Genomic DNA, 18696 nt, shown 5'->3' with positions numbered 1-18696 from the left:
CAACGAGGCTGCCCCCGCGCGCATTCCCTGCTGCCCGCCGTCAGGAGCACATGGCAGGATCGGTCCTGTTCAGCCGCCATTCACGCGATCACAAGGGAGTGCCGTCCGTGCCCGGTGAGAATCTGTCCCGCGACGAGGCCCGCGAGCGGGCCGCCCTGCTGTCCGTCGAGGGGTACGAGGTGTCCCTGGACCTGAGGTCCGCCGTCGGCGACAGCGGCGGCGAGCCGCGCACCTTCCGCTCGGTGACCACCGTCCGCTTCCGCTGCAACGAGCCGGGGGCGTCGAGCTTCGCCGATCTGATCGCGCCGGGCGTGACCGCGGTCTCGCTCAACGGCCGGGATCTGGACCCGGGCGAGGTGTTCGACGGCTCCCGGATCGCCCTGGAGGACCTGGCCGCGGAGAACGAGCTGGTGGTGGACGCGCAGTGCGCCTACTCGCGCACCGGCGAGGGCCTGCACCGCTTCGTCGACCCGGAGGACGGCGAGGTCTACCTGTACACGCAGTACGAGCCGGCGGACGCCCGCAGGGTCTTCGCGAACTTCGAGCAGCCGGACCTGAAGGCGCCGTACCGCTTCGAGGTGCGGGCGCCCGAGGGCTGGACGGTGTGGAGCAACGGCGCCGGCGAGCAGGCGGACGGGGTGTGGCGGTTCGCGGAGACCAGGCCGATCTCGACGTACATCACCTGCGTGGTGGCGGGCCCGTACCACTATGTGACCGATTCCTACACCCGTACCTTCGAGGACGGCACGACGCTGGAGATCCCGCTCGGCGCGATGTGCCGCAAGGGTCTCGCCCCGCACTTCGACGCGGACGACGTCTTCCTGGTCACCAAGCAGGGCCTGGACTTCTTCCACGAGCACTTCGACTACCCGTACCCGTTCGGCAAGTACGACCAGGCGTTCGTGCCGGAGTACAACCTGGGCGCGATGGAGAACCCGGGCCTGGTGACCTTCCGCGAGGAGTACATCTTCCGCGGGAAGGTGACGCGGGCGTCGTACGAGGCGCGGGCCAACGTCATCCTGCACGAGATGGCGCACATGTGGTTCGGCGACCTGGTCACCATGGTGTGGTGGGACGACCTGTGGCTGAAGGAGTCCTTCGCCGACTTCATGGGCACGTTCGCGAACGTGGGCGCGACCCGCTTCAAGGACGCCTGGATCACCTTCGCCAACCGCCGCAAGGCCTGGGCGTACCGCGCGGACCAGCTGCCCTCGACGCACCCGATCACCGCGGACATCCGCGATCTGCAGGACGCCAAGCTGAACTTCGACGGCATCACCTACGCCAAGGGCGCCTCGGTGCTCAAGCAGCTGGTGGCGTACGTCGGCCAGGACGCCTTCCTGGAGGGCGCCCGGCGCTACTTCAAGCGACACGCGTACGGCAACACGCGCCTGGGCGACCTGCTGTCGGTGCTGGCCGAGACGAGCGGCCGGGACATGACCCAGTGGTCGCGGTCCTGGCTGCAGACGGCCGGGGTGAACGCGCTGACCCCGCAGGTGCTGCTGGACACCGAGGGCGGCCGGATCGCCGAGCTGGCGATCGTCCAGGAGGCCCCCGAGTCCCACCCGGAGCTGCGTCCGCACCGGATCGCGGTGGGCCTGTACCGGCGTACGCCCGAGGGCGCGGTGGAGCGGTACGCGCGCGTGGAGACGGATGTGCACGGCCCGCGCACGGTCGTGGCGGAGCTGGCGGGCGCCGAGGCGCCGGAGCTGGTGCTGGTCAACGACGACGACCTGACGTACTGCAAGACGCGCTTCGACGAGACCTCGCTCGCGGCGCTCCGGCGCGGTCTGGGCGACATCACCGATCCGCTGGCGCGGGCCCTGTGCTGGTCGGCGCTGTGGAACATGACGCGGGACGGGCTGCTGCCGGCGCGGGAGTTCATCGGCCTGGTGCTGCGGTTCGCGGGGCGGGAGTCGGACATCGGCGTGCTGCAGATGCTGCACGCGTGGGCGGAGTCGGCGGCGGTCCACTACACGGCGGCCGGGCGGCGCGAGGAGGCGGCCCGGGAGCTCGCCGAGGGCTCCTCGCGCCATCTGCACGCCGCCGAGCCGGGCAGTGAGCACCAGCTGGCCTGGGCGCGGTTCTTCGCGCGCTCGGCCGCGGCGCCGGCCGCGTTCGAGCTGCTGAAGGGGCTGCTGGACGGCTCGGTGACGCTGCCGGGTCTTGAGGTGGACCAGGAGCTGCGCTGGACGTTCCTGGAGCCGCTCGCCGTGCACGACGTGATCGGCGAGAAGGAGCTGGCCGCCGAACTCGCCAGGGACGACACCGCCTCCGGCAAGCGCCACCAGGTGCGCTGCCTTGCCGCGCGGCCCTCGGCGGCGGTCAAGGCGCAGGCCTGGGCGCAGGTGGTGGAGTCCGACGCGCTGTCGAACGCGCTGGTGGAGGCGACGATCGCGGGCTTCGCCCAGCCCTCGCAGCGGGAGCTGGCCGCCCCGTACACGCCGAAGTACTTCGCGGCGCTCGAACGGGTGTGGAACGAGCGGTCGATCCAGATCGGGATGGACGTGGTGCGGGGCCTGTTCCCGGCCCTCCAGGACTCCCCGGAGACGCTGGAGGCCACGGACGCCTGGCTCGGGGCGCACCCGGACGCGCCGCCGGCGCTGCGCCGGCTGGTGCTGGAGGCGCGCGACGACCTGGCGCGGGCGCTGCGCGGACAGGCGTGCGACGCGGCGGCCGCCGGCCACTGAGCTTTGGCCTGAGCTTGCCCGGCGGGTGACCGTTACGAAATTCGGGCAAACATAGCCGTAACCCTTGGTCCGCACCCGATCGGACCAGGGGTTTTCGGTGCCTACTCGGCATCCGAACACCTGACCTTTAGTCCCGTCTTGTCCGCATTTTTCGACGGGCGTGTAACAGCGGTTACGGGCCGGTCCGGGCGGGGGAATTCCGACGCCATGACCCACAACACCCCGCTCTCCCCCCGCCCCCTCCGCCACCTCTCCGAAGGCCGCCGCCGCGTTCTGACGGCGGCCCAGCTGCGCGCCCACGGGGTCGGCGCGGCCGAGCTCGCCGAGCAGTGCCGCCCCGACGGCCCCTGGCGGGAGCTGCTCCCGAACGTGATCCTGCTGCACCCCGGCCCGGCCACCGGCGAGGAACTGCTGCACGGCGCCCTGCTGTACGCGGCCCGCGCGACGGAGCCCGGCGTCCCGGCCCAGCCGACGGCCGGCAGCGCCCACCGGCCGCTGTACGCGGAGGCGGTGCTCACCGGCCTCGCCGCGCTGGCCCTGTACGGCTTCGCGTCCGCCCCGCCGCTGCCCGCCGTCCACCGGGTCGACGTCCTGGTCCCCCGGCTGCGCCGGCTGCGCTCCACCGGCCATGTCCGCATCCTGCGCACCGCCGCCCTGCCCGCGGCGCAGGCGGTGAGCGGACTGCCGGTGGCGCCGGTGCCGCGGGCGCTGGCGGACGCGGTGGCGGAGCTGCGGGACGCCCAGGCGGTGCGCCGGCTGCTGACCGAGGCGGTGCGCGACGGCCACTGCGAACCGGCGGCCGTGGTCCGGGAACTGACCCAGGCGAAGCTGCTGAACCGCCCGCACGTGGTGGACGCGGTGGACGCCCTGGTCGCGGAGGGCCGCTCGATCGCCGAGGACCGGCTGTACCGGATGGTCTCCGAGCACGGCCTGCCCGACCCGGTCTGGAACGTCGACCTGCGGCTGCCCGGCGGACCGCACCTGGGCGGCGTGGACGCCTACTGGCCCGACCAGGCGGTCGCCGTCGAACTCGACACGCGCGCGCCGCGCCAGGGCGACGCGCAGGACGATGACGCGCTGTGGTCGGAGTACGCCCGCAAGCGCGAGCACCTGGAGCGCCTCGGCATCACGGTCGTGCACATCACGCCGCGCAAGCTCCGGGCCTCCCTTGAGCAGCAGGCGGCGGTGGTGCGGACGGCACTGATGGCGTCGGGCGACCGCGACCCGGCCGCCTATGTCGTGGTGCTGCCCCGGTAGTGACGGACCCGGACCGCGCCGGCAGGCCACGGGGACGGCCGTCAGGAGGGGGCCAGGAGGCCGTCAGGAGGGGAGAGGAGGGGCCACCGGACCGGACCGGTGGCCCCTCCTCGTACGGGTGCCGTGCCGGTCCCCGTACGGGTGCCGTGCCCTCCCCGTACGGGGTGCCGTGCCGCGCGTACCGCCGTCCGGCCGGTTCTCCTGTTTTGCTGCGCCGTCCGGGTGAGGGCTCACCGCAACGGCCGCCCGCCGCGGGCGGCGCCGCGCGGGCCGCGGTACAGGAGACTCATGAGAAAGTCCCGAATAGCCGCGGCCGGTTGCTCCCTGCTCCTCACCGCCGCCTGCGCCTTCGTCGATCCCGCGACGGCACAGGTGGCGCCCCGGACCGCGGCAGCCGGCTATGTGGCCCTCGGCGACTCCTACTCCTCGGGTGCCGGGGCGGGCGACTACCTGCCCTCCTCCGGCAAGAACTGCAAGCGCAGCAGCCGGGCCTACCCCGTGCTGTGGGCCGAGGCCCACGCGCAGTCGTCCTTCAGCTTCGTCGCGTGCAACGGGGCCGGTACCGGCGAGGTGCTCTCCGAACAGCTCGGCCCGCTCGGCGCCCGCACCCGCCTGGTCTCCCTCACCGTCGGCGGCACGGACTCGGGCTTCGCCACCGTCATGACGACCTGCGCCATCGGCGGCACCTCCCGGTGCACGTCCGCCGTCTCCCGGGCGCGCTCCGCCATGGACGGGACCCTCAGCCGCAACCTCGACCGGCTCTACTCGGTCATCCGGGACCGGGCGCCCGCCGCCCGCGTCGTGGTGCTGGGCTACCCGCACCTCTACCACCTCGGCGGCCGCTGTTCGCTGGGCCTCCCGGAGGACGAGCGCGCCTCGCTCAACTCCGCCGTGGACCATCTCAACCAGGTGATCGCCCAGCGCGCCGCGGCCCACGGCTTCGCCTTCGCCGACGTCACCGGCGCCTTCACCGGGCACGAGATCTGCTCGTCCACACCGTGGCTGCACGGCGTGGACGTGCTGGCGATCACCGAGTCGTACCACCCGACGGCACCGGGACAGTCCCTCGGCTACCTTCCGGCGCTCGACCGCGCCCTGTGAGCCGCGGCGCCGCCGCGGCGGGACGGAGGCCGGTCCGGAGGGCGCGTCCCGTCCCGGCCGCCGTCGCTACAGCGGCTCGGCCAGCGGCGGCAGCGGCGCGGCCCGGGTGTGCACGCCGTCGAGGAGCGCGGCGTACGCCGCGATCATGCGGGTCCGGCTGAAGCGCTCGCGGCTCGCCGCGAGCGCCGGGGCGAGGCCGGCGCGGCCGGCCGCGGCCGCCGTCCAGGCCCGGGCCACGGCCTCCGGGTCCCGCGGGGTCACGAAGCCGAGGCCGCGGACCAGCTCCGCGCTGTCGCCCACGTCCGTCGTCACCGGGACGGCGCCGCACATCATGCCCTCGATCAGGCACAGCGGCGCCGCCTCCCCGGAGACGGAGGTGAGGGCGACGACATCGGCGGCGGCGTAGACGGTCTCCATGTCGCGGCGGACGCCGAGCGGACGGACCCGCTCCGCGAGGTGCCGGTCGGCGCCGAACGCCATCTCGGTGTCGGCCCACAGGGCGGGGTTGGTGTCGTCCATGCCCGCGCCGCACATCAGGACGTGTCCCGCGGGCTCGCGGGCGAGCCAGGCGCGGGCGGCCCGGAGGAGGAGCGGGACGTTCTTCATCGCGGCGTAGCGGGCCGCGAAGACGATCACGGGGGCCGTGGCCGGGATGCCGAGGGACGCCCGGAACGCCTGCCGGGCCGCCGGGTCCGGGCGGAAGCGGAGCAGGTCCACCCCGTTGGGGATGACGTGCAGCAGCTCGCCCGGGACGCCGGCGGCCTCGTAGGCGGCCCGCGTGGACTCGGCGCAGCAGACGCAGGCCGCGACGGTGCCGTCGGCGATGGCGGCCTTCAGCTCGTCCAGGGCGGGCCCCTGGTTCTCCGGGTCGGAGCGGTGCAGGCAGACCACGACCGGGCGGCGGGGCAGCCCGGCCTGGTTCAGCAGGGCGAGCGGCTGCTCCTTCAGCGAGAGGATCACGTCCGCGGCGGCCATGGACCGAGCAGTTTCGGCCAGCTCCGGGCCGCTGAAAACATGCGCCGCCACCCGGCCGTCCACCAGGCCGGCGGTGCGGCCGAGCGAGGTGACCCCGACGCCGCCGGCGGTCAGCGCCCGGTAGCAGGCGTCGTCCTCCATGCGCTGCCTGGTGGCCTCGCGGTGGACCTCGCCATGGATGCTGAGCACCTGGTGGGACTGGCCGCCCTCGGCCAGTCCCCGTACGACGTCGGAGTGCACGATCCGGGCTCCCCCGGAGAAGAAACCCTCGTAGACCGACAGCACACGCAGTCCGTGCCTCGTACGCACACGACCACCCGCCTTGCATAGAGATCGAGCCATCCCCGTGGACATCGGGTTAGCCGATATGAGGCGGTACGGACATTGCGTACGGGTTAACGCGGAACTACGCGAATGAAACGCTGCCTAACAGAATTCCTTTTCGATCACGGACCCCGTGTCGCCCGCCCAGTCCCCGTTGAAATTCAGCGCCACGGAATGCCGGCCGTCCGTCGTCGTCACCGCCGAGGACGCCGATCCGTGGATGCCGCCGTCATGGCCCCAGACGTGGACACCGCAGGTCAGCGTGGTATCGATGAGACCGAGGCCATAGCGGACGTTCGGGGCGCCGGGAATCGCCACCGTGTTCTTCATTTCCTTCAGTTGCCGCGCGGGAAGGAGCTTCCCGCTCAGCAGGGCACTGTAGAAGCGATCAAGATCCGCGGAATTCGAGATCATTTCCCCGGCGGCGGAGGCGATGGACGGGTTGAGATTCGTGACGTCGTACGAGGGGCCCGTCGCGGTCTCGGCGAGTTTGGAGTAGGCGCGACTGGCGGGCCGCGGGAGGGTGACCTTAGTGCCGGGCAAGGAGGTGGCGGTCAGGCGCAGGGGCTCGATGACGCGGCGCCGGATCTCGGCGGCGTAGGGGCGGCCGGTCACCTTCTCGATCACCATGCCCGCCAGGACGTAGTTGGTGTTGGAGTAGTTCCAGGACGTGCCCGGCGCGAAGTCCGGCTCGTGCCGCATCGCGACCGCGACCAGTTCGGCCGGGGTACGGGTGTCGTAGCGGTGCCGGTCGAAGCCGTCCTTGAGGAAGTAGGCGCGGGCGAAGTCCTCGTCCGACGTGTAGTTGTAGATGCCGCTGGTGTGGTTCATGAGCTGGCGGACGGTGATGTGGCGGCCGTCGTGCCCGTGGCCCCTGACGACGCCGGGCAGCCAGGTGTCGACCGTGTCGTCCAGGGAGAGCCTGCCCTCCGCCTCCAGCTGGAGCAGGACGGTGGAGACGAAGGTCTTGGTGATGCTGCCGACGCGGTAGCGGTCGGCCGTCGAGCGGGGTTCGCCGGTGCGCAGGTCGCCGACGCCCGCGGTCGCCGACCAGGTGCCGCGGGCGTCCTTCGCGGTGACGGTCACGCCGGGCACGCCGGCCGCGACCGCCGCGTCGATCGCCTCCCGGGTCCCGGCGTGGCCGCCCCCTCTGTGCTGTGCGGGGGCGGCCACGGCCGGGGCCGCGAGGGCGGCCGTAAGGAGCAGGACGGTGGTGCCCAGCAGAGTCGTGCGTACGCGCATGTCTTCCCCAGACCTGTGTGATGGGCGGTGCGGTCGGGGAAGGGGACCCGGGGGTGCTGCGCGAAGGTTGCCTCGGTGTGGGCCGGTTGGGTGAGTTTCAGCCCTTCTTCAGCACCAGCTCGGTGTTCCGGTCGGCGGTGGTGCCGGCGAGGGCCTTGTTGGCGCCGGGGGCGTTGTAGGACAGCTCGCGGTAGAGCGCGGCGAGGCCGGTCTGGGAGAGGTCGGCGTAGTCGGTGCGGTGCGGGGCGGCCGACTCGATCAGGGTGGTGAACAGGGAGACGGTGCCGTCCTTGTTGTCGGTCAGCTCGATGACCCGGGCGAGCTGGGGGTGGTCGACGTGCGAGGCGGTGGAGATCTCCCAGAAGGAGCGCGCGCCTGACGCCTTGTGGGGGGTGATGACGTTCTTGTGGATGTGCCCGTTCACCCAGGCCAGGACGTTGGGGTGGGCGGAGAGGACGGAGATCACGTCGGCGCCGCCGTGCCGCTTCTCGGTGGGGCGGGCCGGGTCGGGGCGGGTGTTGGTCATGGTCTTGCTGGTGTGGTGGCTGAAGACGACGGCGTAGGAGTCCTTGTTGTCCTTCAGCGTCTTGTCGAGCCACTTCAGCTGGGCGGTGCCGAGGGAGCCCTCGTAGTGGCCGCCCGCGTCGGTGGTGTCGAGGCTGATGCCGATGACGTCGTCGGAGACGCGGAAGGCGTAGTACTGGGTGCCCGCGTCCAGGTTCGCCGAGGAGTAGCCGTGGCCGGCCGGGCCGACGCCCTGGTAGGCCGGGTCCAGATGGGCCTTCAGGTAGTCGGACCGGGTGTACGGGGCCCGCTTCTCGTCCGCGGTGACCGAGCGCATCGAGCGGGCGTGGGCCTTGAGGAAGTCCCGGTAGCCGGTGGCCTTGGGGTCCTTGGCGTTCTTGATGGTGTCCTGGAGCTTCTTGGCGTCGGCGGCGGTGACGCTCATCAGCTTCTTGCCGCTGATGGCCGCCTCGGCGAGGTACCGGTCGCCGTGGGAGCCGTAGCAGCCGAGCGGGAGCGCGTCGTGGTTGCCGACGGTGGAGTACCAGGGCAGCTTCAGGCCGGGGCTGCGCACCTCGCGGATCGCAGCGGCCAGGAAGCCCTTGAGGTAGGGGAAGCCGAGCGCCTTGTCGTTGTCGCGGGCGCTGGAGCCGGGCTGCCAGTACTGCTTCAGACCGCTGTTCTGGACGCCCTCGTAATGCTTGGGGTCACCGGAGTTGGGGGTGATCCGGCCGCCGCTCATCACCTTCATGAACCACTCCAGCTCGGAGTGGGCGTTGTTGTCGGTGTTGTCGCCGGTGGTCATCACGAAGTGCAGCGGGGCGCCGGTGACGGGGGCGCCGCGCAGCGCGTTGACCCGCTCCACGAGGGATACGGCGCCGGGCACGGTGAGCGCCTCGTGCGGGCGCCAGGCGTGCACATCGTGGGAGCGCAGGTACTCCAGGCGCAGCGGGTGCTGGACGTCCATCAGGTGCAGGTCGGTGAACTGCACGAACGCGGCGAGGGTGGTGCGGCGGCCGGCCCGGCCGGACTTGGGCGCCGCCAGCTCGCCGCGCACGACCCGTTTCCAGCCGGGCCCGTCGCCGAGGCGGCGGTAGCCGGAGCTGTTGCGGGGGGCGGCGACGGAGGCGACGGTGGTGCCCTTGGTGTAGGGCGCCAGCGGGCTGGTCGCGGCGGCCTGCCGGGAGTGGGCGACCGGCGCCTCGGCCTCCCCGGCGGACGCGGTGGCGGCCTGGCTCTCGGTGGGGCGCAGGGCGTAGCCGACGCCCGCGGAGAGCGAGACGGCTCCGGCCGCGGCGAGGACGGTACGGCGGTTGACCCCCAGAGCGGAGGCGGCGACAGAGCGTATGCGCGACATGGCGCGATCTCCCCGGGTGCGAACGCGTCGGCAGTGGTCGCGGGCCGTCGCGGACGCGAACGTCCCGCTCACTGTGGATCGTTGGCAGTGGGGATGACCTGCGCGTGAACGCGGCGGCAACGCGCAGCGCCGATCACCGTACGTGGATCACGGGGTACCGGATGCGGTCACGGAGTGGATTGCGGGTGGCCGGTGACCGGTCACTCCTCGTTCATCTGACGGGGTAGGGGATGGTCCTCCAGGCGTCCGCGGGGCGGTCGTTCGCGCCACAGCCGCAGGGCGGTGTCGACCAGCCGCACGCGGGTGAGTCCGGGCACGTCGGCCAGATCCTGCCAGGCGGCGAAGTCGGTCGAACCGCCGACCTCGTGGCGGAGCTCGCCGCCGACCACCTCGCCCGCGTACAGGATGCGCACCCCGTGGTGGTCGGTGCGGCGGCGCGGGCGCCCGCCGGGGGCGACACGGCGGCTGGAGTCGATACCGAGGAGGCCGGTGACCTCGATCCGGTAGCCGGTCTCCTCGGTGACCTCGCGGCGGACGGTGTCGTACGGGTCCTCGCCGTGCTCCATGCCGCCGCCGGGCAGCACCCACTCGGGTGTGCCGTCGGGGCCCGGTGAACGGGCGAGCAGGACACGTCCGTCACGGACGCACACGGCGTAGGCCGCCACCCTCAACTTCCGGCGCATTCCCTGACGTTAGCGGGCCGGATCGCCCCGCGGGTACTCCGGAGCGGAGCGGCGCGGGGTGCGGCGGACGGGGTGCGGCGGGCCTCGGCGGGGTGGAGCGGTCGCCACCCCGATCACATCTAACCGTCTCAGACCACTGTAAGGGGTTAGACTCGACAGAGTCAACCGTTCACGTACGCTTGAGCGGTTAGCCAAGGAGGAGTGCCCATGTCCACCGCCCGCGATCCCCGCCCGCTCACCGGCGAGCCCCTCGCGCTCGACCTGGTCAACACCCGGTGGAACGAGGAGGGCGCCGCCCGGGACCTGCTCGCGGACACCGAGGGACTCGCGGCGTGGCTGGCGGGCAACGGGCTGGCCGGGGACCACCCGGCCGACGCGGAGGTGCTGCACCGTCTGCGCACCGCGCGCGAGGCGCTCCGGGCCGCGCTGGACGGCCCGCCGGAGCAGGCGGCGCCGCTCGTGGACGCCGTACTGGCGAACGGGCGCATCCGTGCCCGACTGACCGCGGCGGGCCCCGCCGAGGAGCCCGAGTTCGCCGACCCCGCCTGGGCCCCGGCCTGGCTCGCCGCCCGGAACTACCTGGACCTGCTCACCCGGGCCCCAGAGCGGATCCGCCACTGCGCCGGCGGCGGCTGCGTCCTGCACTTCTTCGACACCTCGCGGAACGGCACCCGCCGCTGGTGCTCGATGGCCGCGTGCGGCAACCGCGCCAAGGCGTCCCGCCATTACGCGCGTTCGAAGGAGAACTGACCAAATAGCCGACCAATATCGGGCTATCAGCAGCCGATCCGGTCAAATCCCATCGCGGGTTTTCCCCACACGTTCATCTCGATTAGGTCAACGGACCCCAAACGCAGGGCCCTTCGGTAAGGCTGAGCGCTCTCGTCCGCTCGTTCCTTTACCTGAGGGATGCCGATGACCCACACCCCCGAGCGTGAATCCATACCCGGTCCGAGACGCCTGGCCCGCATAGCCGTGGCCGTGGGCGTGGTGGCCGCCCTCTCCGCGGCGGGCCCGGTACCCCTGGCCCTAGCCGCCGGCGCTCCCACCGCCCCGGCCGCCGACCCCGGCGTCAAGTCCGCCCCCGAGAAGCTGGGTCCGGACGACGCCGACGCCCTCGCCGAGGCCAAGGCCGACGGCGCCAAGACCGTCACGATGATGATCGCGACCGCTCCGGGACAGACCGAGCAGGTCGCCCAGAAGCTGGACGCGGTCAAGGGCGGCTCCGTGGGCCGCAGCTACGACAAGGTCGGCTACGTCCGCGCCACCGTGCCCACCGGCGAGGCGGACGCGGCCATCAAGGCCGCGGCGGGCCTCTCCTCGGTGCACGCCATCGACCTCAGGCAGGAGATCCCGCTCGACGACCCGACGCCGAGCGCCGACACCGCCGCCAAGGCCCGTACGGCGACCGAGGGCCGGCCCGCCCCGGGGAAGAACACCCCGGCGGAGAACCCGTACAACCCCTCCTTCGAGACCGGTGCCGTCGACTTCGTCCAGGAGCACCCGAAGGCGGACGGCCGCGGGGTCACCATCGGCATCCTCGACTCCGGCGTCGACCTCGGCCACCCGGCGCTGCAGAAGACCACCACCGGCGAGCGCAAGATCGTCGACTGGGTCACCGCGACGGACCCGATCCTCGACAGCGACGGCACCTGGCGCCGGATGACCAACCCGGTCAGCGGCCCGTCGTTCAGCTACGGCGGCGCGGACTGGAAGGCGCCGGCGGGCGACTACCAGATCAGCCTGTTCCGCGAGAACGCCACGGCCGGCGGCGACGCCAAGGGCGACGCGAACCGGGACGGCGACACCACCGACGCCTGGGGCATCCTCTACGACCCCGCCGCCGGCACCGTCCGCGTCGACCTGAACAACAACCAGGACTTCACCGACGACACGCCGATGAAGCCGTACAAGGACGAGCACCAGGTCGGGTACTTCGGCACCGACGACCCGAAGACCGACGTCTCCGAGCGGCAGCCGTTCGTCGTCCAGATCCGCAAGGACGTGCCCACCGACCCGTACGGCGGCGACTGGGTCGGCAAGAAGGCCGACTTCGTCAACATCGGTGTCATCGAGTCCGAGCACGGCACCCATGTCGCCGGCATCACCGCCGCCAACGGCCTGTTCGGCGGCAAGATGAACGGCGCCGCCCCCGGCGCGAAGATCGTCTCCTCCCGGGCCTGCACCTGGACCGGCGGCTGCACCAATGTCGCCCTCACCGAGGGCATGATCGACCTCGTCACCAACCGCGGTGTCGACATCGTCAACATGTCGATCGGCGGCCTGCCGGCGCTGAACGACGGCAACAACGCGCGCGCCGAGCTGTACACCCGGCTCATCGACACCTACGGCGTCCAGCTGGTGATCTCCGCCGGCAACTCCGGCCCGGGCGCGAACACGATCGGCGACCCCGGCCTCGCGGACAAGGTGATCTCGGTCGGCGCGACCATCTCGAAGGCGACCTGGGCCGCCAACTACGGCTCGGACGTCAGCACGAAGTACGCGATGATGCCGTTCTCCTCACGCGGCCCGCGCGAGGACGGCGGCTTCACCCCGACCCTGAGCGCCCCCGGCGCCGCGATCAACACCACCCAGACCTGGCTGCCCGGCTCCCCCGTCGCCGAGGCGGGCTACGCGCTGCCGGCCGGCTACTCGATGCTCCAGGGCACCTCGATGGCCTCCCCGCAGGCCGCGGGCGCGAGCGCGCTGCTGCTGAGCGCCGCGAAGCAGAAGGGCGTCGACCTGACGCCCGCCACCCTGCGCACGGCCCTGACCTCCACCGCCGACCACATCAAGGGCGTGCAGGCGTACGAGGAGGGCGCGGGCCTCATCAACATCCCGGACGCGTGGGAGTCGATCAAGGACGGCGCCTCGGCGCACGACTACACCGTCAAGGCGCCGGTCGACACCGCGATCGACGACGCCCTGAAGACCCCGGGCTTCGGCACCGGCCTGTACGACCGCGAGGGCGGCCTGAAGGCGGGCCAGAAGAAGACGTACGACGTGACGATCACCCGTACCTCGGGCCCCGACAAGGCCCTCCGGCACGAGCTGCACTTCGAGAACAACGCCGGGCACACCTTCCGGATCCTCGGCGACGACGTGGTGCGGCTGCCGCTGAACCAGCCGGTGACCGTCAAGGTCCAGGCCGCCCCTGAGTCCGCCGGCCTCAAGAGCGCGATCCTGGAGGTCGACGACCCGAGGACGGAGGGCGTCGACAAGCAGGTCCTGTCCACCGTGGTGGTCGCCTCGCCGGTGCGGCACACCTGGTCGGTCTCCGGATCGGTGCAGCGCAACAGCACCCGCTCGTACTTCCTGACCGTGCCCGAGGGCGCCAAGTCCCTCGAGGTCGCCATCGGCGGCCTGAAGGACAAGAGCCAGACCCGGTTCATCGCCATCCACCCGTACGGCACCCCGGTCGACAACACCGGCACCCCGTACTGCTACCCCAACTACCTGGACGGCAACGGCTGCAAGCCCGACGTGCGCGCGTACGCCGACCCGCAGCCCGGCGTCTGGGAGGTCGAGGTCGAGTCCCGGCGCACCTCGCCGCTGCTCGACAACCCCTACCGGCTCGACGCGGCCGTCCTCGGTGCCGCGTTCGACCCGGAGACCGTGACCGTCCCCGAGGCCAGGGTCGGCACGCCGGTCGCCGCCTCCTGGAAGGTGACCAACAAGTTCGCCGCCCTTGACGCCACGCTGGCCGGCGGCCCGCTCGGCTCCTCCAAGACGACCCGCCCGGCGATCAAGCAGGGCGAGACGCAGACCACCACGGTGGACGTCCCGGCCGGCGCGACCTCGCTCGACGTCGCCATCGGGGGCGTCTCGGACGCGGCGGCCGACCTGGACCTGACGGTGTACGACGCGAGCGGCAAGCAGGTCGCGCAGTCCGCCGACGGCGACGCGGAGGAGGCGGTCTCCGTGCCGTCCCCGGCCGCCGGGACCTACACCGTCAAGGTCGTGGGCTACTCGGTCCCGACCGGCTCGACCGACTACGACTACCGGGACGTGTTCTTCTCCTCCGCGCTCGGTTCCGTCACGGTCGGCGACTCGGCCCCGGTCAAGCTCGGCACGGGCGACTCGGCGACGGTGACCGGCCAGGTCACGGCCGCCGCCGAGGCTCCGGCCGGCCGTGAGTTCTTCGGCCGGGTGCAGCTGCTGAACGCGCGCGGCACGGTCGCGGGCACCGGCAGCGTGCAGATCGGGAAGGTCACCCCGTAACGGGGTGACGCGCACAGGAGGGGCGGGCGTCCGGCAGGACGCCCGCCCCTCGGCGCGTCACGCGCTGTGGGCCGGCCCCGGGCCGGCTCAGGGCCCGTCGTCGGCGGGGCAGGCCGTGTCCCGGGACCCGGGCACGGCCTCGGTGATCCAGCCGCGCTCGGCGGCCACCCGGCTGTCTCCCACGGCCCACAGGCTCGCGTACCGCTCGCCCCGGGCGACCCGGACGAGCACGTGCTGTCCGGCGCGCGGCGCCGGTTCCACGTCCGGCTCCAGCAGGAAGCCGACCTCGGCGGGGCCGTGCGCGGGCTTGAAGGAGCGGCTCACGGTGAGCGTCACCCGGCTCGCGCGGGAGTCCGGCAGCGGCTCGACCCGGGCCACGGTGCCCTCCACGACCAGCCGGGAACAGGCCAGCTCGCGTTCCGGGTCCGCCGGCCGCCCGGCCGCCCCGGTGGCCTCCTTCGCGCCGTCGGCGGCGCTCTTGGCCGACCCGGCGCTGTCCCCGGAGATCCCGCCCCCGGACCGCGTCACCAGCAAGCCGAGGCCCAGGGCCAGCGAGAAGGCCGCGGCGCCGGCGAGCGAGCCGAGCGCGATCCGCAGCGCCCGGCGGCGCCCGGACGGCCGCCCGGGCCGCGGCGGACGGCCCGGTCCGGCGGGCCGGGTACGGCTCCGGGGGCGCCGGGCGGCTGACCCGGCCGGCCCGGCGCCGCCCGGTCCGTCCACGCCCCCCGTCGCCCCGTCCCCGGTCACCCCTTCCCCGTACACCGCGCCCCCGGACGCCTCGCTCCCGGCCGCCCCCTTGCCCGCCGTACCCTTGCCCGCCGTCCCCTCGCCGGCCGTGTCCCGCCGCGCCGCCTCCGGTCCGCCGCTCTCGCGCCCGGCGGTCTCCGCGCCGGTCAGCGGCTCCCCCGTCAGCGCCTCCGCGAGCCAGGCGAGCCGGTCCCGCAGCAGTGCCACATCGGCCTCGGCCGCCCGGTGTCCGGCGAGGAAGGCGGGGTCCCTGCGGGCCTGCGCCGGCAGCGGGTCACCGGTGATCGCGGCCATCAGGGCGTCCATGCCGTCGTACTCCCGGTGCGGGCCGTACTCGCCGTACTCGCCGGTCCCTGTCTCCCCGTTCTCCCCGTCCCGCCCGGCGTTCGCGGCGTTCCCGGCGTCCCGCGCGTCCTCGTGTTCGGCGGTCATGTCACACCACCTCGTCCTCGTGCAGCCGGTCGCGCAGTGCGCGGACCGCCGTGTGCAGCCTGCTCTTGACCGTGCCCTCCGGGATGCCCAGCTCCTCGGCGATGTCCCGCACCGGCAGGTCGGCGAAGAAGCGCAGCACGACCACCTGCCGCTGGGCGGCCGGCAGCCCGTCGAGGCCCCGGGCGACGGCGAGGGACAGCACGCTGGTCTCCTCGCCGGAGGGGTGCGCGAGCGCGCGCAGCCCGGACAGCCGCTCCCCCAGCCGCTCCTGGCGCCGCTTGGCCCGATGCCAGTCCATGGCCAGGTTGGAGGCGACCACCGCCGCCCACGCCGACACGTCGCGCGGCGGCTCGTGTCCGCTCGCGGCCCGCTCCAGCAACCGCAGCCTGACCTGCTGCACCCCGTCCGGCAGGTCCGACTGCGGGACACCGCCGAGCGCGAGCACCGCCCGCACCCGGCGTTCCTGGGCCGCGTCCAGCGGATCGCCGCCGGTGCGGTCCGCACCGGCGGCGTCCGCACCGGCGGCGACCGCCACCTGGTCGCGGCGCGTCCTTCCGCGCAGCACAAGCCACCCCCTCACGCTTTTGCCCCTACGACGCCCCGGCGGGCCGAAACGTTCGGCAGGCCGCCGGCCGCCGCCGAGGCGTACGTCACACCCTCGTATGGCCGGGGTCCCGACGGGCAGGGGCGGGACAGCACAGCTTCCGGTGCGGCCCCGAGGCCGAGGGAATTTCTGCAGCTCAGCGAGGTGTCCGACGGACATGTGGAACCGCCCGCCGGGTGGCCGTGTCCCACACCTCGGGCACGCGCGGCAAAGAATTGGACAGGTGGGCCGGGGTCGGCCGCATGATGGAAACGCCCCGGTCAGGCAAGAGACATATAGAGGGAGTCGCTGTGAGGGTCGGAATCGTCGGAGCCACCGGTCAGGTCGGCACGGTCATGCGCAGGATCCTCGTGGAGCGGAACTTCCCGGTCACCGAGCTGCGCCTGTTCGCCTCGGCCCGTTCCGCCGGGACCGTGCTGGACGGCGTGACGGTGGAGGACGCGGCGGTCGCCGACTACACCGGCCTGGACATCGTGATCTTCTCCGCGGGCGGCGCGACCTCCAGGGCGCTGGCCGAAAAGGTCGCCTCCCAGGGCGCCGTCGTGATCGACAACTCCTCCGCCTGGCGCAAGGACCCCGAGGTCCCGCTTGTGGTCTCCGAGGTGAACCCGCACGCGATCGCGGACCGCCCCAAGGGCATCATCGCCAACCCGAACTGCACCACGATGGCCGCGATGCCGGTCCTCAGGCCGCTGCACGAGGAGGCCGGTCTCGAGGCGCTGGTCGTCGCCACCTATCAGGCGGTGTCCGGCTCGGGTCTCGCGGGCGTGGCCGAACTGCACGGCCAGGTGCAGAAGGTGGCCGCCGAGGCCGACAAGCTGACCCACGACGGCTCGGCGGTCGACTTCCCCGAGCCGCAGGTCTACCAGCGCACCATCGCCTTCAACGTGGTGCCCCTCGCCGGCAACCTCGTCGACGACGGTCTCAACGAGACCGACGAGGAGCAGAAGCTGCGCAACGAGTCCCGCAAGATCCTGGAGATCCCGGCCCTGAAGGTCTCCGGCACCTGTGTGCGCGTCCCGGTCTTCTCCGGCCACTCCCTCCAGGTCAACGCCCGCTTCGCGCGCCCGATCTCCCCGGAGCGCGCCACCGAGCTGCTGGCGGGCGCCCCCGGCGTCGCCCTGTCCGAGATCCCGACCCCGCTGCAGGCGGCGGGGCAGGACCCGTCGTACGTCGGCCGGATCCGCCGGGACGAGACGGTGGACAACGGCCTCTCCCTGTTCATCTCCAACGACAACCTCCGCAAGGGCGCCGCGCTGAACGCGGTGCAGATCGCGGAGCTGGTGGCGGCGGAGCTGTCGGCCAGGTAAGGCACCCGTACGGCAGGGGGCGCTCACGCGCGCGTGGCCGCCCCCGCCGTCTCCACGGCCGCCGCGAGCAGCGCGAGCAGCGCGCCCGTGACCAGGACGGCACCCGGCCCCAGCCCGTCCGCGAGCCGCCCGCCCGCGAGGGCGCCCAGCGCGATGGCGGCGTTGAACACCCCGGCGAACAGCGCGGACACCGCCTCCGGTGCCTCGGGCGCGGCGGCGGCGAGGGCCCGCTGCGCGGACACGGACACCCCGCCGTACGCCAGTCCCCACACCAGGAGCAGCGCGCCCGCCACGGCCGCGGAACCGGTGGCCGGGGCCAGGAGCAGGACGGCGGCGCCGAGGACACCGGAGACCAGCCGCAGGGCGCGGCGCGGATCGCGGGCCGCGAGCGCGCCGCCCGCGAAGTTCCCGGCGACACCGGCGAGGCCGTAGCCGAACAGCAGGGCGCTCACCAGGCCGGAGCCGGTGTCCGGCGTCCGCTCCAGGACGGGCCGGACATAGGTGTAGGCGGCGAAGTGCCCGGTGACCAGCAGGGTGACGGTGACCAGCCGCCACCGGACGCGCGGGACGCGCAGCAGCCGCGGGAACGTGCCGAGGCGGACGGCGCCCCGGGCGGGCAGCGGCGGCAGGACGACGGCGAGGGCGACCGCCACCAGGAGCGCGATGCCGGCCGTCCCGGCGAACGCCCAGCGCCAGCCGGCGAGCGCGCCGAGGAAGGTCCCGGCGGGCACGCCGAGCACCGAGGCGACGGCGATGCCGCTGAAGACCAGCGCGGTGGCCCGGCCGCCGCCCGGACCCGGCACCAGCCGTGGGCCGAGCCCCGCGGCCACCGCCCACACCCCGCCGATGCACACCCCGACCAGCAGCCGGGCCGCCAGCAGCACCGGGAAGACGGGGGCGAAGGCGGTGACCAGGTCGGCGGCGGCGAGCAGGAGCAGCAGCGCGCACAGCACGGTACGGCGGTCGGCGCGGCGCACGGCGACCGGCAGCAGCGGGGCGGCGAGCGCGGCGACGAGGCCGGGCAGGGTGAGGGCGAGGCCCGCGGTGCCGTCGGACACGTGCAGCGCGCGGGCGAGCGAGGTGAGCAGCCCGACGGGGAGCATCTCCGTGGTGACGACGGCGAAGGTGGCGGCGGCGAGGGCGGATACGCCCGTCCAGGAAGCCGTCTCGGGCGGGGTGAGCTGCGTGGAGGCCATGCCCGACAGCCTGTTGCGGACCGGCCGGGGGAACAACGGCGATGTCCTCACCC

General features: G+C 73.3%; 13 protein-coding genes. 6 read left to right on the top strand and 7 right to left on the bottom strand.

Annotated elements, in window-relative coordinates:
- Positions 1 to 107: 107 nt before the first annotated feature.
- The 3 genes from pepN to ACF073_RS12660 all read left to right on the top strand — a co-directional run bounded on the left by pepN (position 108) and on the right by ACF073_RS12660 (position 5048).
- Positions 108 to 2690 (top strand): aminopeptidase N, encoded by a 2583-nt coding sequence (gene pepN / locus ACF073_RS12670; RefSeq protein ID WP_392069138.1) that lies wholly within the window; start codon positions 108 to 110, stop codon positions 2688 to 2690.
- A gap of 207 nt (positions 2691 to 2897) precedes the next feature.
- The gene (locus tag ACF073_RS12665; protein WP_392069136.1) at positions 2898 to 3947 is read left to right on the top strand and encodes a hypothetical protein; all 1050 of its coding nucleotides are present in this window, start codon (positions 2898 to 2900) and stop codon (positions 3945 to 3947) included.
- 288 nt (positions 3948 to 4235) lie between these two features.
- Positions 4236 to 5048, top strand: a complete 813-nt coding sequence (locus tag ACF073_RS12660; RefSeq protein ID WP_392069134.1) for an SGNH/GDSL hydrolase family protein — start codon at positions 4236 to 4238, stop codon at positions 5046 to 5048.
- A gap of 66 nt (positions 5049 to 5114) precedes the next feature.
- On the opposite strand, the gene ACF073_RS12655 is transcribed toward ACF073_RS12660, so the two are convergent.
- From ACF073_RS12655 to ACF073_RS12640, 4 genes are all read right to left on the bottom strand, one after another.
- Positions 5115 to 6308 carry a glycosyltransferase gene (locus tag ACF073_RS12655; protein WP_392069972.1) on the bottom strand — a complete coding sequence of 398 codons (1194 nt, stop codon included), beginning with the start codon at positions 6306 to 6308 and terminating at the stop codon, positions 5115 to 5117.
- 141 nt (positions 6309 to 6449) lie between these two features.
- The gene (locus ACF073_RS12650; protein ID WP_392069132.1) at positions 6450 to 7589 is read right to left on the bottom strand and encodes a serine hydrolase domain-containing protein; all 1140 of its coding nucleotides are present in this window, start codon (positions 7587 to 7589) and stop codon (positions 6450 to 6452) included.
- A 97-nt stretch (positions 7590 to 7686) separates the two neighbouring features.
- Entirely contained in the window at positions 7687 to 9450 is a 1764-nt protein-coding gene (locus tag ACF073_RS12645) for a TIGR03767 family metallophosphoesterase (protein ID WP_392069130.1), read from the bottom strand.
- A 200-nt stretch (positions 9451 to 9650) separates the two neighbouring features.
- Positions 9651 to 10133, bottom strand: a complete 483-nt coding sequence (locus tag ACF073_RS12640) for an NUDIX hydrolase (protein WP_392069128.1) — start codon at positions 10131 to 10133, stop codon at positions 9651 to 9653.
- Between the two features lie 207 nt (positions 10134 to 10340).
- Between ACF073_RS12640 and ACF073_RS12635 the strand changes: the two genes are divergently transcribed.
- On the top strand, positions 10341 to 10883 hold the full coding sequence (locus tag ACF073_RS12635; protein WP_392069126.1) for a CGNR zinc finger domain-containing protein: 543 nt from the start codon (positions 10341 to 10343) through the stop codon (positions 10881 to 10883).
- 165 nt (positions 10884 to 11048) lie between these two features.
- Complete coding sequence (locus tag ACF073_RS12630; RefSeq protein WP_392069124.1) at positions 11049 to 14354, top strand: S8 family serine peptidase; 3306 nt, start codon at positions 11049 to 11051, stop codon at positions 14352 to 14354.
- 87 nt (positions 14355 to 14441) lie between these two features.
- Here the strand turns inward: ACF073_RS12630 and ACF073_RS12625 are convergent, their stop codons facing one another.
- A complete protein-coding gene (locus tag ACF073_RS12625; protein ID WP_392069122.1) occupies positions 14442 to 15533 on the bottom strand; it encodes a hypothetical protein in 1092 nt (363 codons plus the stop codon).
- Between the two features lies 1 nt (position 15534).
- The gene (locus ACF073_RS12620; protein ID WP_392069970.1) at positions 15535 to 16098 is read right to left on the bottom strand and encodes an RNA polymerase sigma factor; all 564 of its coding nucleotides are present in this window, start codon (positions 16096 to 16098) and stop codon (positions 15535 to 15537) included.
- Between the two features lie 329 nt (positions 16099 to 16427).
- On the opposite strand from ACF073_RS12620, the gene ACF073_RS12615 reads away from it, so the two are divergent.
- On the top strand, positions 16428 to 17447 hold the full coding sequence (locus ACF073_RS12615; RefSeq protein WP_392069120.1) for an aspartate-semialdehyde dehydrogenase: 1020 nt from the start codon (positions 16428 to 16430) through the stop codon (positions 17445 to 17447).
- Positions 17448 to 17470: 23 nt separating this feature from the next.
- Here the strand turns inward: ACF073_RS12615 and ACF073_RS12610 are convergent, their stop codons facing one another.
- Positions 17471 to 18643 (bottom strand): MFS transporter, encoded by a 1173-nt coding sequence (locus ACF073_RS12610; protein ID WP_392069118.1) that lies wholly within the window; start codon positions 18641 to 18643, stop codon positions 17471 to 17473.
- Positions 18644 to 18696 lie beyond the last annotated feature (53 nt).

The organism is Streptomyces sp. NPDC015171, assembly GCF_043079545.1.
GTDB lineage: Bacteria > Actinomycetota > Actinomycetes > Streptomycetales > Streptomycetaceae > Streptomyces.
This window is presented reverse-complemented; position numbering and strand designations above follow the sequence as displayed.